Origin of the sequence: Aeromonas sp. 604443, assembly GCF_049170315.1 — a bacterium.
Taxonomy (GTDB): Bacteria; Pseudomonadota; Gammaproteobacteria; order Enterobacterales; family Aeromonadaceae; genus Aeromonas; species Aeromonas veronii_A.
The window spans coordinates 1-15254 of sequence record NZ_JAAKMI010000015.1 but is presented as its reverse complement, the minus strand read 5'-3'; the positions used below and the strand labels follow the sequence as shown (position 1 = coordinate 15254).

At 61.0% G+C, this 15254-nt stretch carries 12 protein-coding genes; 9 read left to right on the top strand and 3 right to left on the bottom strand.

From position 1 onward, the window contains the following. Positions 1 to 34: 34 nt before the first annotated feature. Positions 35 to 646, bottom strand: a complete 612-nt coding sequence (locus G5380_RS17365; protein WP_421209943.1) for a YitT family protein — start codon at positions 644 to 646, stop codon at positions 35 to 37. A gap of 309 nt (positions 647 to 955) precedes the next feature. Between G5380_RS17365 and G5380_RS17360 the strand changes: the two genes are divergently transcribed. The 9 genes from G5380_RS17360 to glnE all read left to right on the top strand — a co-directional run bounded on the left by G5380_RS17360 (position 956) and on the right by glnE (position 12044). After that, positions 956 to 1969 carry an NAD-dependent epimerase gene (locus tag G5380_RS17360; protein ID WP_227341320.1) on the top strand — a complete coding sequence of 338 codons (1014 nt, stop codon included), beginning with the start codon at positions 956 to 958 and terminating at the stop codon, positions 1967 to 1969. Positions 1970 to 2079: 110 nt separating this feature from the next. Then, positions 2080 to 2685 carry a DUF2076 domain-containing protein gene (locus G5380_RS17355; RefSeq protein WP_421209946.1) on the top strand — a complete coding sequence of 202 codons (606 nt, stop codon included), beginning with the start codon at positions 2080 to 2082 and terminating at the stop codon, positions 2683 to 2685. Between the two features lie 204 nt (positions 2686 to 2889). Then, complete coding sequence (locus tag G5380_RS17350) at positions 2890 to 3078, top strand: hypothetical protein (protein WP_043822919.1); 189 nt, start codon at positions 2890 to 2892, stop codon at positions 3076 to 3078. 155 nt (positions 3079 to 3233) lie between these two features. After that, complete coding sequence (locus G5380_RS17345; protein ID WP_421209948.1) at positions 3234 to 4091, top strand: lytic transglycosylase domain-containing protein; 858 nt, start codon at positions 3234 to 3236, stop codon at positions 4089 to 4091. A 107-nt stretch (positions 4092 to 4198) separates the two neighbouring features. Further along, positions 4199 to 5029 carry a 5'-methylthioadenosine nucleosidase gene (locus tag G5380_RS17340; protein WP_216951989.1) on the top strand — a complete coding sequence of 277 codons (831 nt, stop codon included), beginning with the start codon at positions 4199 to 4201 and terminating at the stop codon, positions 5027 to 5029. Between the two features lie 186 nt (positions 5030 to 5215). Further along, positions 5216 to 6883, top strand: coding sequence for an energy-dependent translational throttle protein EttA (ettA, locus tag G5380_RS17335; RefSeq protein WP_421352938.1), 1668 nt, complete (start codon positions 5216 to 5218; stop codon positions 6881 to 6883). A 162-nt stretch (positions 6884 to 7045) separates the two neighbouring features. Then, on the top strand, positions 7046 to 7375 hold the full coding sequence (locus G5380_RS17330; RefSeq protein WP_227341326.1) for a hypothetical protein: 330 nt from the start codon (positions 7046 to 7048) through the stop codon (positions 7373 to 7375). A gap of 264 nt (positions 7376 to 7639) precedes the next feature. Next, positions 7640 to 8983, top strand: coding sequence for an NCS2 family permease (locus G5380_RS17325; RefSeq protein WP_005343409.1), 1344 nt, complete (start codon positions 7640 to 7642; stop codon positions 8981 to 8983). A 187-nt stretch (positions 8984 to 9170) separates the two neighbouring features. After that, on the top strand, positions 9171 to 12044 hold the full coding sequence (gene glnE / locus G5380_RS17320) for a bifunctional [glutamate--ammonia ligase]-adenylyl-L-tyrosine phosphorylase/[glutamate--ammonia-ligase] adenylyltransferase (protein WP_421352937.1): 2874 nt from the start codon (positions 9171 to 9173) through the stop codon (positions 12042 to 12044). 173 nt (positions 12045 to 12217) lie between these two features. Here glnE and G5380_RS17315 read toward each other — a convergent pair whose 3' ends face one another. Together G5380_RS17315 and G5380_RS17310 are read right to left on the bottom strand one after the other, a co-directional pair. Further along, positions 12218 to 14380 carry an AsmA family protein gene (locus G5380_RS17315; RefSeq protein WP_421209953.1) on the bottom strand — a complete coding sequence of 721 codons (2163 nt, stop codon included), beginning with the start codon at positions 14378 to 14380 and terminating at the stop codon, positions 12218 to 12220. A 132-nt stretch (positions 14381 to 14512) separates the two neighbouring features. Then, positions 14513 to 15019, bottom strand: a complete 507-nt coding sequence (locus G5380_RS17310; protein ID WP_421209955.1) for an NUDIX domain-containing protein — start codon at positions 15017 to 15019, stop codon at positions 14513 to 14515. Between the last annotated feature and the right edge of the window lie 235 nt (positions 15020 to 15254).

Genomic DNA, 15254 nt, shown 5'->3' with positions numbered 1-15254 from the left:
CACGCTTGTCTTATCGGGTCACGGCTGCCGCTTGTCAGGCAATCTGGTAGCGGCCCGGCTTGTGGTTGAGTGTCAACACCAGATTACAGATAACCGCCGCCACGATGGAAAGCGCCAGGATCCAGGACTGCACCACGAAAAACGAGGCGACAACAATGGCGCAATCGAGCCCCATCTGCAGCTTGCCCGCCCGGATGCCAAAGCGATCCTGAATAAAGAGCGCCAGAATGTTGAACCCCCCCAGACTCGACTTGTGACGGAACATGATGAGCAGCCCCATGCCAATCAGGGTGCCGCCGATCAGCGCCGCATAGAGGGGCTCTATCTTGCCGATCTGCAACACCCCGTTAAGGTGATCTGTCATGTAGGAGACTGCTGCCACTGAGACAAAGGTGTTGAAGGTAAAACGTGGCCCCATCCGCAGCCATGCCAGCGCATAGAAGGGCAGGTTGATGCCGAAAAACAGCAGGCCGAAGCTGATGCCGGTCACCTTTTGCAGCAGCAGCGCCAGCCCGGCAGTCCCGCCGGTGAGCAGGCCAACCTGATGAAACAGAAAGATGCCGAGGGAAACAAAGCCGGCCGCCGTCAGCAGGGCCAGCACATCCTCATAAATAGGATGGGCAGTGCGAATCGAGGTGTTGTCCATAACCTGTATCCAAGCGAAGTAAATAGAGAGTGTCTGTCGCCTGCCGTTGCGGGCGGGCTGCGAGCCCTGTCCACAGGGCTTCGTTATGGGGTCCAGTCTATTTTTTGTGAAAAGGATCACAACAGTCAGGCTGAACGCCCCATTCTGGTGCCTGTCATCTGGCATTGACACTCGCTGCACCAAGATGCAGCATGCCGCGCCGTCAGAGGCGGTTTGCCATGGCACAAACGCGCCGGCTCTGCTACAAAGCGCGCAGCCCCCTTTTCCCATCACCGTAAGGAGCCCCATGATCTGCACAGGACCCCAACCATGACGTATCTGGTCACCGGCGTCGCCGGTTTTATCGGTTTTCATGTGGCCAGCAAGCTGTGCGCCGCAGGCCATCGGGTGGTGGGGATCGATAACCTTAACGACTACTACGAGGTGATTCTGAAAGAGGCACGGCTGGCCCAACTGGCCAGTTTCCCCAATTTTCGCTTCGAGCGGCTGGATCTGGCGGATCGTGAAGCCATGGCGGCCCTCTTTGCCAGCCACGGTTTCGAGCGGGTGATCCATCTGGGGGCACAGGCGGGGGTGCGCTACTCCATCGACAATCCGTTCGCCTATGCCGACAGCAACCTTACCGGCATGCTGACGGTGCTGGAGGGGTGTCGTCACCACGGGATTCAGCACCTCATCTACGCCTCCTCCAGCTCGGTCTATGGCATGGGGGATCAGATGCCCTACTCCACCGCGCAGCAGGTGGATCACCCGGTCTCCCTCTACGCTGCGACCAAAAAGAGCGGCGAGCTGATGGCCCACGCCTATTCGGCGCTCTATGGCCTGCCCACCACAGGGCTGCGCTTCTTTACCGTCTACGGCCCCTGGGGCCGGCCTGACATGGCCATCATCAAGTTCACCCGCGCCATCCTCGCGGGCGAGCCTATCGACGTATACAACCACGGCGATCTCAGCCGCGACTTCACCTACATAGACGACATCGTCGCGGGGATCCTCACCATGGCCGACCAGCCGCCCCGCCCCAATCCCGATTGGCATGCCAGCGAGCAGAGCGCGGCCGAGAGCGCCGCCCCCTACCGCATCCTCAATATCGGCAACGGCCAGCCGGTGCGGCTGCTCGATTTTATCGAGGCGCTGGAAGAGGCCATCGGCAAGCCCGCCATCAAGCGGATGCAGCCGATGCAGGCAGGCGACATGCACGCCACCTGGGCCGACAGCGAGCCGCTGCACACCCTCACCGGCCTGCGCCCCGCCACGCCCCTCAAGCAAGGTGTTGCCGAGTTTGTCCGCTGGTATCTCAACTACTACCGGCCCGTCCGCTGACGAGCACGGGCAGCCTCTCGGTCATTGATGAGTTAATCAGATACCACTGATGCCCCGCGGGTTTTAGGATGGCTGAACGCACTGTCTGCGCACCATAGCGAGGATTTGAGATGCAATCACAGGAACAGGGTCTGATCGATGGACTGTTCGACCGCCTCAAGCAAGCGCAAGCCAGGGATAGCAAGCGAGACCCACAAGCGGATCAGCTGATCCGCCAGCATCTGGCCCAGCAGCCCGATGCCCCCTACTACATGGCCCAGGCGCTGCTAATTCAGCAGGCTGCCCTTACTCGCCTCAACGAGCGGGTCAAGGAGCTGGAAGCCAGCCAGAGCACCCCAAGTGGTGGCAGTTTTCTCTCCGGCCTGTTTGGTAGCGAAAGCAGCCCGCCCCCGCGCTTTACGCCGCCACCGGCATCCGCTCCTGCCCAGCCAGCATCCCGTACCAGCTCCTTTTTGGGCGGCGCCCTGCAAACCGCCGCCGGTGTGGCCGGTGGCGTGATGCTGGCCGATATGATCGGCGGACTGTTTCACAACAACCGCCCCGAGGAGATCATCGACATCATAGAGCCAGCGACCATCGCCAATCCGGTCGATGCGGAACCGGTGCGCTGGGACGGCTGGGATTCACCTCCCGATGCTGGCAGCAATTTTCTCGATGACGATAACCTGAGTGGCGGCTGGGCCGACACTGACGATAACAACGGCGGTTTCTTCTGATCGTCAAACCATTACTGGCCCCGCATCTGGCGGGGCCCAACTCGATACGAAACCCATGACTATGGAAAGTGTGATGACACCACGGATCGGCAGCGGCATGACGCGATATACTCAGCGCGCTTCGTGCCACTCGGGAACAACTCCCGACCCCAGGCGCTCTGTCCGTGGCCACGCAACACCCCCATGACGACAAGGAGCCACCTCATGATCCGAACCCTGCTTTTGACCGGTGCCGCCATTGCGGCCTATGCCCTGACCCAGAGCCACTCTCTGCTTCCCCTGCTCAGCCTGCTGGCCCTGCTTTCGCTCTGGGTTGTCAGCGAAATTGGCAGCTTCTATCGCGCGCTTCCTCCCGCCGTGCTGGATGAGCAGGAGTATCACCACGACTTTTAACCGGATGAAAAATGGTGTGAAACTGTCGAGATGCCGTTAGTTCCATACCGTTTTGCTCTCTGAAACCAACCGGCTATAACAACAGGATCCACTGGGTTCGTGGCGATAGCAGCCATGTTCCTCTATATCTTCTGTACTCAAACAGGAGATAACCCATGAGGCACATCAGCGAAAACGGACTGTTTTTGCTGCTTTTTTTGTCGTTGTTACTGGCAGGTACGCCGCGGGCGATGGCACAAGGCAGGGATTTCAGACAGGCCCCCAAGGCGCTAACAGCGATCAAGCAGGGTCAAGTTGCCCAGCAACACGGTCATCTGCAAAAAGCCATCGCCCTCTATTGCGTGGCCGCCAGTACCGGCAACCCGGAAGGATATTTCCGGATCGGTCGCCTGCTCGCCACCGGCCCCGCCTCGGTTCGCAGCGCCAAGCTGGCTAACAGTTATCTCGCCATGGCAATGCGTCTTGGTAACCGGCAGGCTGCCCGCTACTACAACGCTCGCATCGGCAATGCCCCCATGGGTGATCAGTGCGGCATCGGGATCCGTGGCGGTCAGGGTGGCTATCTGGCCGGGCTCCCTTCCACCCCCTTCAATGTCGACACCTGGGTGGCCCGCCAGCCTCCTGCCAAGCAAGAACTGGTCACCATGCTGCGCCACGCCGCCAAACACCATAAGGTGGATGCCCGGCTGGTGCTGGCGATTGCCATCGCCGAATCCAATCTCAACAGCCGTGCCGTTTCACCCAAGAATGCTCAGGGGCTGATGCAGCTGATCCCCGAAACCCAGCAGCGGTTTGGTGTCACTCACCCCTTTGATCCGGCACAGAACATCAAGGGAGGCGTCAGTTATCTCAAGTGGCTGGATCGCCGCTTCGATGGCGACTGGGTACTGATCTCGGCGGCCTACAATGCCGGGGAAAAAGCGGTGGAACGCTATGGCGGGATCCCACCCTATGACGAAACACAGGAGTATGTAAAACGGGTGCTCTACTTCGCTGGCCACAAGCAGCCCTGAGGCCATTCATCAGCATGTCCGTTACTGACAAAACACGCACCAACATTGCGCAACCGTTTTCCTTTCGGTAGGATCCGGCGCTTTCTCGCCAGCCCTACAGGTATCCCATGAATATCATCAAACGCTGTTCGCGCCTGCTCACCCTCTTTGCCCTCCTCTCCTCCAGCGTGATGGCGGCCACCCCGGCCCCCATCCTGATCCAGGGGGCGATGGACGTCGAAGTCGAAACTCTCGTTGCCGCACTGAAAGACAAGACGGAGCTGACTGTGGGGGCCTGGACATACTGGCAGGGTACTATCTCGGACTATCCGGTGGTCATCTCCCGCACCGAGGTGGGTCTGGCCAATGCCGCTGCCGCCACCACGTTGGCGATTGAGCGTTTCAAACCGCGTCTCATCATCAATCAGGGTACGGCAGGAGGCCATGATCCGGCACTGCACCGGGGCGATATCGTTATCGGCACCAAGAGCTTCAACATGGGAGCCTATCGCAGTGACCTGATGCCCGCCGAGCAAGGCGTCGATCCGAGCAAATGGCACAACTTCGAGGTCACCATGCGTCTGCGCGATAACGGCAAGCTGGTGGAGCACAGCTCGTTCGCTGGCGATCCCGAGCTGATTGGCCGCGCCCTCGGTATGGCCGATCGCTATCGCCACGGCCGAGTAGTAGGCGGCATCATTGGCACCGCCGATGAGTGGAACCGACAGGTAGCGCGCATCAACTGGCTGCATCAGACCTACCAGACCGCCGCGGAAGAGATGGAAACCTCCTCCGCCGCCCTAGTGGCCGAGGCCTACAAGGTACCCTTTGTCGGCATCCGGGTACTCTCCAATACCGATCTCCACGGTGAAGAGTTTGACCCGCAGACTGCCATCCACTGCCAGCAATTTGTCATTGATTACGCAAACGCGCTGATCAACAGTTTCCACAAGGCATAAGGCCCTATAAGAGGCCGTCATGACAGGCGGCCTATCTTTCCCCCCCATCTTTGCCCCCCCTTGCCCATTGGTTTACAATCGGAACGTTTTTTGGAACCGGGTTGACCTGTGTCGACCAGGCCCCACCACGACATCAGTCTGTTAATGCCAAGACATTAACCTGCTGAAAAGGAAGAGAATTAGCCAATGGCTCAATTTATTTACACCATGAACCGGGTCGGCAAGGTAGTGCCGCCCAAGCGTCATATTCTCAAGAACATCTCCTTGAGCTTCTTCCCGGGCGCCAAGATTGGCGTGCTGGGTCTGAACGGCGCCGGTAAATCGACCTTGCTGCGCATCATGGCGGGCATCGACACCGAGATCGAAGGGGAAGCCCGTCCGCAGCCCGGCATCAAGATCGGCTACCTGCCGCAGGAGCCGAAGCTGGAGCCGGAGCAGACCGTACGCGAAGCAGTCGAAGAGGCCGTTGGCGAGGTGAAGCGCGCCATGGCCCGTCTGGACGAGGTCTATGCGGCCTACGCCGACCCGGATGCCGACTTTGACAAGCTGGCCCGCGAACAGGGCGAGCTGGAGGCCATCATCCAGGCCCAGGGCGGCCACAACATGGAAAACCAGCTGGAGCGTGCGGCCGATGCCCTGCGCCTGCCGGCCTGGGATGCCAAGATCAAGCACCTCTCCGGTGGTGAGCGCCGCCGTGTGGCGCTCTGCCGTCTGCTGCTGGAAAAGCCGGACATGCTGCTGCTGGACGAACCGACCAACCACCTGGATGCGGAATCCGTGGCCTGGCTGGAGCGCTTCCTGCACGACTACGAAGGCACTGTTGTGGCCATCACCCACGACCGTTACTTCCTCGACAACGTGGCGGGCTGGATCCTGGAGCTGGACCGCGGCGAAGGTATCCCGTGGGAAGGCAACTACTCCTCCTGGCTGGAGCAGAAGGACGCCCGTCTGGCGCAGGAAGCAAGTTCCGAAGCGGCCCGTCGCAAGTCCATCGAGAAAGAGCTGGAGTGGGTTCGTCAAAACCCGAAAGGGCGTCAGGCCAAGTCAAAGGCCCGTATGGCTCGCTTCGAAGAGCTCAACACCAACGACTACCAGAAGCGCAACGAGACCAACGAGCTGTTCATTCCGCCCGGACCGCGCCTCGGCGACAAGGTGGTGGAAGTGGCCAACCTGCGCAAATCTTACGGTGATCGGGTGCTGATCGACGATCTGTCATTTGCCATTCCGAAGGGTGCCATCGTCGGCATCATCGGCCCGAACGGTGCCGGTAAGTCGACCCTGTTCCGCATGATGTCGGGTCAGGAGCAGCCGGATTCCGGTACCATCACCCTGGGTGAAACCGTGGTACTGGCCTCTGTCGATCAGTTCCGCGACAGCATGGATGACAAGAAGACGGTATTCGAAGAGGTCGCTGACGGTCAGGATATCCTGCGCATCGGCAACTACGAGTTCCCGAGCCGCGCCTATATTGGCCGCTTCAACTTCAAGGGTTCCGACCAGCAGAAGCGGGTTGGCGAACTCTCCGGTGGTGAGCGCGGTCGTCTGCATCTGGCCAAGCTGCTGCAGACCGGCGGCAACGTGCTGCTGCTGGATGAACCGACCAACGATCTGGATATCGAAACCCTGCGCGCCCTCGAGAACGCCCTGCTGGAGTTCCCGGGTTGCGCCATGGTCATCTCCCACGACCGCTGGTTCCTCGACCGCATCGCCACCCACATCCTGGACTATCAGGACGAGGGCAAGATCGAGTTCTTCGAAGGCAACTTCACCGAATACGAAGAGTGGAAGAAGAAGACCTACGGCGCCGAGGCAATCCAGCCCCATCGCGCCAAGTACAAGCGCATCACCAAGTAACTTGGCAGTGCAGGGCGAGTGGCCATCCAGCCGCACCGCACCAATCACGACAAGCGCATCGCCAAATAGGGCTGACTGCGTGTTGAGGGGAGCTTCGGCTCCCCTTTTTCTTGCCTTTTGACTTACAATCCTAGACGGATGCCTTTGCATGGATGTAGCACGATGACGACCCCCATAGAGAAAAAACTCACCATCCAGATCCGGGTTGAACCGGGTTGTCTCGGGCCGGATGGCAAGACACATATAGAGACCTTCTGTGCCGCTGCTGCCAAGATTTTTGCCGCCGTGGAGCCCGAGCTGGTGAGCTGGGTGCTGATCCCCCGCTATGACAAGCAGCTGCCGGAGCAAGAGTTCTTTATCGAAGGGCGCAAGCTGACCGAAGAGCAGGCAAGCCTGTTTCTGCGCCGCCTCGGCCGCGAACTGGGTGAGGTTCAAGACCGGCTCGATTCTGTGCTGGCCCAGCTGGTCGAGCGCTACTTCAAGACCCTTTAAGTCCCCACTTTTCGATAAAAGGTTCTCTGCTGAGAACCTTTTTTCACGCTCAAAAAGCAAACGTTTGAATTTTTGCTCTATTCATTGATCCGCTTCGCAGATCCGGGGTTTGTAAACGGCGCCGCCTGTGTAAAAATGTGCGCGCTGTCACGGTATCAGGACGAGTCTGGTTACTTAACCGCCAGAAACAGGGCAATTTACCCCGCATGGATGGGATAGCCCGTTCCCCTGCTGCTTATTTCACGTCACCTATTGGAATCCAACATGAATCAACAACACCAAGCTGCCAATCAGGCCGCCGGGCAAGGATTGCTTGAGCGCCTGTTTGCCCTGCAAGGCCATGGCACGACCGCCCGCACCGAAGTGATCGCCGGTATCACCACCTTCCTGACCATGGTCTATATCGTGTTCGTCAACCCGCAGATCCTCTCTGCGGCGGGCATGGACACCCAGGCCGTGTTCGTCACCACCTGCCTCATCGCCGGTATCGGCAGCATCCTGATGGGCCTGTTGGCCAACCTGCCGATCGCGCTGGCCCCCGCCATGGGCCTCAATGCCTTCTTCGCCTTCGTGGTGGTCGCGGGCATGGGTTACTCTTGGCAAGTGGGCATGGGCACCATCTTCTGGGGCGCCATGGGTCTGTTGATCCTCACCCTGCTGCGGGTGCGCTACTGGCTGATCGGCAACATCCCGCTCACCCTGCGGGTCGGCATCACCGCCGGTATCGGTCTGCTGATCGCCCTGCTCGGCCTACACAACGCCGGGATCGTCGTGGCCAGCCCCGCGACTATGGTGACAGTGGGCAATCTCACCTCCCTGCCCTGCCTGCTGGGTCTGCTCGGTTTCTTCCTGATCTGCATCTTCTCCGCCCGCGGCGTCCACTCCGCCGTGCTGATCGCCATCGTGGTCACCACGGGTCTGGGCTGGCTGTTTGGCGATGTCACCTTCAAGGGCTTTGTCTCCATGCCTCCCAGCATCGAGCCGGTGTTCGGCCAGCTGGATCTGATGGGATCGCTCGATATCAGCCTCGCCGGGATCATCTTCTCCTTTATGCTGGTCAACCTGTTCGACTCCTCCGGCACCCTGATCGGCGTCACCAACCGCGCCAAGCTGGCCGATGACAAGGGCCACTTCCCGCGCATGAAACAGGCGCTGATGGTCGATAGCGTCAGCTCCGTCGGCGGCGCTTTCATGGGCACCTCCTCGGTTACCGCCTTTATCGAGAGCAGCTCCGGCGTCGCCGTCGGCGGCCGTACCGGTCTGACCGCCATCGTGGTCGGCCTGCTGTTCCTGCTGGCTATCTTCTTCTCCCCGGTCGCCGCCATGGTGCCGGCCTATGCTGCCGCTGGCGCCCTTATCTATGTGGGCGTGCTGATGTGCTCCGAGCTGACCCGGGTGAAGTGGGAAGATTTGACCGAAGCGGTACCGGCCTTTATGACCGCCGTCATGATGCCGTTCAGCTTCTCCATCACCGAGGGGATCGCCGTCGGCTTTATCTCCTACTGCGTGATGAAGGCGGGTACCGGCCGCTGGCGCGAGATCAACCCCTGCGTGCTGGTGGTGGCCCTGCTGTTCGTGCTCAAGTTCGTCTGGGTCGACAGCCACTGATAATGACCAGTGCAATCCGATGGGCTCCCGACAGGGAGCCCATTTTTATTTGCCGGATCATGCTTCTCGCCCCTGCGCTGTGACGCGGGGGCCTGACAGTGCTAGATTGGCAGCCACCATTTTGAACCGGCAGCGTTGTTAACCTCGTGTCGTTAACCCGCTGTCGTGAACCACAAGGACGGCAACCGTGGCCCAGCACTCTCCCTCTTTCTCCGCCCTCTCCCCCCTGCTGCAGGAGCTGGCCCAGCGCCAGTGGCAACGGCTGACTGAACTGGCCCCCGACTACGGCAACCAGCCCGAGCCGGTGCGCCAGACCCTGCTGACCCTGCTCGGTCTCTCCGATTTTATCGCCGATTCCCTCTTCAAACAGCCCGAGTTGCTGACACAACTGCTCGCCTCCGGGGATCTGGAGCGGGTCGAGCGCTGGCCCGCCTACCAGAGTGACCTCACCGCCCTGCTCGCCGAGGTGAGTGATGAAGAGGCGCTCAAGCGCATCCTGCGCCAGTTCCGCCGCAGCCGCATGCTGGTGATCGCCTGGCGCGAGCTGCTGGGCCACGCGACAGTAGAAGAGAGCTTTATCCACCTGACCAAACTGGCGGATGCCCTCATCTGCTCTGCCCGCGACTGGCTCTACGCCAAACAGTGCGGCGAGCTGGGCACTCCGATGGACGGCAACGGCAACCCGCAGCCGCTGCTCATTCTCGGCATGGGCAAGCTCGGCGGTGGCGAGCTCAACTTCTCCTCGGATATCGACCTTATCTTCACCTTCCCCGAAAACGGCTACACGGTTGGCGGGCGGCGCGAACTCGCCAACCAGCAGTTCTTTATCAAGCTGGGCCAGCGCATCATCAACGCCCTCCACCAGCCCACCCAGGATGGTCAGGTGTTCCGGGTCGACATGCGGCTGCGCCCCTTTGGCGATGCGGGGCCACTGGCCATCTCCTTCGCTGCCATGGAGGATTACTACCAGCACCACGGCCGCAACTGGGAGCGCTATGCCATGGTCAAGGCGCGGGTACTGGGGCCCCAATGCGAGCACGCCGTGGAGCTCGCCGAGATGTTGCGCCCCTTCGTGTTTCGCCGCTATATCGACTTTGGCGTCATCGACGGTCTGCGCCAGATGAAGGCGATGATCGCCGCCGAGGTGCGCCGCAAGGGACTGGAGGGCAACATCAAGCTGGGGGCTGGCGGCATTCGCGAGGTGGAGTTTATCGCCCAGGCGCTGCAGCTTATTCGCGGCGGTCGTGAACCTGCGCTGCGGGTGCGCCACCTGCCCGAAGCGCTGGCCGCCATCGCCCAATGTGGCGCCCTCGAATCCACCCATTGCAACCGCCTGCTGACGGCCTACCGCTTCCTGCGCCGGGTCGAGAACATCTTGCAGGAGATCGGCGATCAACAGACCCAGACCCTGCCCACCGAGGAGCGGGATCGCCAGCGGCTGATCGCCGCCCTCGGCTTTGCCGACTGGGGCACCTTTATGGCTTATCTGGATGAGGAGATGGCCGCCGTCCATCAGGAGTTCGCCGCCGTGGTGGGGGAAGAGAAAGAGGCACCCGCCCATCTGGAGCAGCTCTGGCTCGATCTCTGGCGCACCGAGCTCGACGCCGCCGAGCTGGAAAAATTGCTGACTGCTCAAGGGGTCGTCGAGCCAGCCCCGCTCTGCGGTGCCCTGCTGCGTTTCAAGGAGGAGTACAAGCGCCGTCAGGTGGGGCCGCAGGGGCGCATCGCGCTGGACTGGCTGATGCCGGAGCTGCTGCGGCTGGTGGTCGCCAGTGAGCAACCCGCCCGCCTGTTCGAGCGGGTATGCGAGCTGCTGACCCGCATCTTCACCCGCAGCGCCTATCTGCAACTGCTGGCGGAAAATCCGGGCGCCCTGCGCCAGCTGGTGCGGCTGTGCGACGCCAGCCATCTGGTGAGCGAACAGCTGGCCCGCTACCCTATCCTGCTGGATGAGCTGCTCGATCCCCAGCACCTCTACCACCCCACCCCGCTCGATCAGTACAAGCCCCAGCTGCGCCAGTTCCTGCTGCGCATCCCCGAAGAGGACGTGGAGCAGCAGATGGAAGCGCTGCGCCAGTTCAAGCAGGTGCAGCTGCTGCGCATCGTGGCGGCCGACATCGCCGGCGCCCTGCCGCTGATGAAGGTGAGCGACCACCTCACCTGGCTGGCGGAGGCGATCACCGAAGAGGTGGTCAATCAGGCATGGGCCCAGATGAGCGAGCGCTACGGGGTGCCGCCCGAGGTGGCAACCAGCGGCCAGCGCGGTTTCGCGGTGGTGGCCTATGGCAAGCTGGGCGGCATCGAGCTCGGCTACGGCTCGGATCTCGATCTGGTGTTCCTGCACGGCGGTGACCCCAACAGCTACACCGATGGCCGCAAACCCATCGACAGCCGCCAGTTCTACCTGCGTCTGGCACAGCGGATCCTGCACCTGTTCAGCACCCGCACCCCGTCCGGCATTCTTTACGAGATCGATATGCGGCTGCGCCCCTCCGGCGACTCCGGCCTGCTGGTCTCGTCCCTCTCGGCCTATGAGCAGTATCAGCAAAACGAGGCCTGGACCTGGGAGCATCAGGCACTGGTGCGGGCCCGCCCCATCTATGGCGATGACGCCATCGTTGCCGAGTTTGCCCGCATCCGCCGCGCCGTGCTGGCCAAGGAGCGCGAACTGCCGACCCTGGCCCGCGAGGTGCGCGAGATGCGCCACAAGATGCGGGATCACCTGCTCAAGGCGGGCGCCGGCGAGTTCGACCTCAAGCAGTCCCCCGGCGGCATGGTGGACATCGAGTTCATCGCCCAGTACCTGGTGCTGGCCCACGCCTGCGGTGAACCCGAGGCGCTCACCCGCTGGTCCGATAACGTGCGCATCTTCGATGAGTGCGTGCTGGCGGGGGTACTCACGCTGGAGCAGGCGGAGGGGCTCAAGCACGCCTATCTGGAGATCCGCAACCTCGGCCATCGCCTCAACCTCTCGGAGATCTCCCGCAAGGTGAGCGACGATCAGCTGCAGAGTGAGCGCAGCCATGTCCTCGGCGTCTGGCAAACCCTGCTGGGGGAGTAATTCCCGCCAGCGGCAATGAAAAAGGGCCCGCCTGAAGCAATTCAGGCGGGCCCTTCCCTATAGAGTTGCCAGGCCAATGCCTAGTCCGATACGACACTCACAGAACGGTCTCCACAATAAGAAAGAGCCCGCACGGGGCGGGCTCTGCATGGGGATAAAACGAAAGGCTGGGGCTATTTGAACAATCCCTTGAGCAGCTGGTCAGCCACACCTTTGACGGCTTCATTGTCGGCCTTGTCCCCCAGCAGCTTCTTGAGGCCGCGTTCGGCCTCCTTGCGCGCCTTATCCTCCAGCAGCTTGTTGTTGCTAAGCAGCGCCTTCACATCGAGCTGGTAGCTGGGGGCTTGCCAGTGACCGCCGATCCGCACCGGAATGGTGATCTCCTTCAGCTCATCCACATCCTTGCCCCCCTGCCCCTTGCTGCTCTCGACAATGGAGGTGAGGAACAGGAAGTCGAGGCTCTCCAGCACCAGCGCCGTCTGCCCCTCGCCCTTGACCCGCAAGGCGGGGGCAAAGAGCTGGATGTCGTTGCTACGGGCGATGCCGTCGGCAATCTGGAAGCTGGCGGTGAGGGCGCTGAAGTCGGTCTTGCGCGCCTCCTTCACCTGCTCGGCCCCCTTGCCGGTGAGGGTGGCCCGCGCCTCGCGGATCATTTCCGCTAGGTTGATGCCGTGCAGGGCGCCGTCGCTCAGCTTCAAGGTCACCTTGCCCTGCATTCCGTTGCGCAGTGCCAGAGGAGAGAGACCACGCCCCTGCACCTGCACATCGAGATCGCCCTTACCCTCCAGCAGATCGCTCTGGGCCAGAGTCTGCAGCAAGGGACGAATGTTCACTCCGGCCACCTGCTTGTGCACCTTGTAGGTGGCGGGTTGCTGGCGTGCGTCGAGAACCCCTTTCGCGCTTACCTGACCGCCCGCCACGGTCGCGCTGAACTGTTTGAGCGTCAGCAGTCCCTTGGCCAAAACCACCTGCAGATCGACAGTACCGAGATCCAGCCCTTTCAGGCGCAGGCTACCGAGTTGCAACCGACCATCCAGATCCACACCTTTGAGCGCGCCCAGATCCGGTTCAACCGCGGAGAGGGCTTCGCTCTTGCCGGTTGCTTCTTTATCGCCAGTTGCAGCGGTATTGGAAGCACCGACCGTTGGTTTGTCCTCTCTCGCCTGCGCTGGTGTGGTCGGTGCCGATCTGGCGAGCCATTTGTCGAGATCCAGCTTCTCCCCCTTGAGATCGAAGCTGATCGAGGGAACAGCGCCAAGCTGCACGGTTCCATCACCACTCAGCAGCGCCTCATCGGCACTCATCACCAGCTTGCTCAGGGTGATCAGCTGCTTGTCGAGCTCGGCACGGGCAAACCCGGCCAGTTTCAGCTTCATCTGCGGGCGTGGCAGCGCATCACCTTCCAGCGCTGCGGTCAGCAGTACATCGGAGAGCTCGGCAAGCTTCATCTCCTTGTCGAGCCGCCCTTTAAGTGTTCCTTCCAGAGAGCCAGCCAGTGAAGCTTGCTGCCCCTCACCCTTGGCTCCTTTCAGCGCCAACGTGAGGTTGCTCCACTCACCAAGGGCCAGTCGGTCTCCCTTGATGGAGAAACTGTCGAGTCGCAGAGACGGGTCACTCAGGCTGCCGCTGAGGCTCAGATCTTTCAGCTCACTCGCCATCACCTCCTGGGCCAGCTTGATCTGGGTCTGCCCTTTAACGTCGAAAGCGAGCTTGTCGGCACTCCCCTTGGCGGCCAGCGTCACGGGTACCCACTGACCGGTGGCCAGTTGCCCCATATCGAGATCGAGGCGATCCAGTCGCAGCGACGTGCCGCTGCGATCATCCTGTACCAGCGCACTGGCCTGGGAGAGCGCGACACCCTGCAAGCTGATCTGCCAGGGCTTGCTATCAGCGGTTGGCGCTGGGGCTGCGGGAACGACCGGTTCGCTTGCATCAGCAGTGGCATCTTTGAGCAGTCCGCTCAGATTGGAGCTGCCATCCGCCTTGGTCTGGATAAAGAGATAGGCGCCACTCAGGGTCACCTTGCCGATCTCCAGACGATGGGAGAGCAGCGGCAACAGGGCCACCGAGGCCTCGCCCTGCTCGAAACGAACCAGATCCGGCTCGGCAAAACCGGCCGGATTGCGCAGAGCGACCTTCTCCAGCGAGAGGCCGAGACTCGGCCAGAAACGCCAGTCAATCTCCCCCGCCATCACCAGCTCCCGACCCGTGCTCTTGCGCACCTGTTCAGCCAGTTGGGGCTTGAATTGATTGGGGTCGATAAGGCTTATCAACGTCACTATGGCCAGCAAGGCTGCCACGGCGATGCCGAGCAAGATGAGAACTATCTTCTTCACGATATGCTCCTTGAATCCGGATCCACTGCTGACTATACCACTCACCGTCTGACGAATGGCGTCTGCGGGACAAAAGTGGACAAGGATGAGACAGGGATGGTCGCTGCCAATCCCCATCGTCATCAGCAGGGATCAGGCTTGCAAAGAGGATTGCTGCAGCCGCGCCACCGCGGTGCGCGTCGACTCGAAAGCAAAGCGGGGCAAGGGGATATCGCTAATCTTCAGCCACTGACAGGCGGCCACATCGTCAGCCGGCTGGATGACCGGTTTTTCACTCAGCTTGATGGCGAAAAAGGTGTCACAGGTGTGATAGGTGATGCCATCGTAGGGATAGATATTGGGGAATGAGCCAAGATAGGTAAAAGGTTGGGCGCTGACATTGAGCCCCAGCTCCTCCTGCAATTCCCGCACCAGCGCCCCCTCCAGCGACTCGCCGGGATCGACAAATCCGCCCGGCAGATCCAGCAACCCCTTGCCAGGATTACGGGCACGCACCGCAACCAGCACCTCGTCCTGCCAGCAAAGCGCCACCATCACAGCCGTCGCCACATTTTGGAAAAAATGAAAACCGCAGCCACAGCGAAACTCTTTAGGGCTGACGCTCTGCAGGGTTTGACCGCCGCATTTTGGACAAAACATGGGCTATCTCCGACGAAATAAAGCACCATTTTACGCTGTTGTGACCGTTTTTTATGAGTAAAACCGACGGGGAAGACTAGGCATTCAAAGGGAGAGGAATAAAACGGGACAATTATCAGACGATTTAATAAATTGCATGCAACAAAAAACCCCGCTCGATGAGCGGGGTTCTTAAATTGGGTGCCTGGCAGTGTCCTACTCTCGCATGGCGAATGCCACACTACCATCGGCGCTA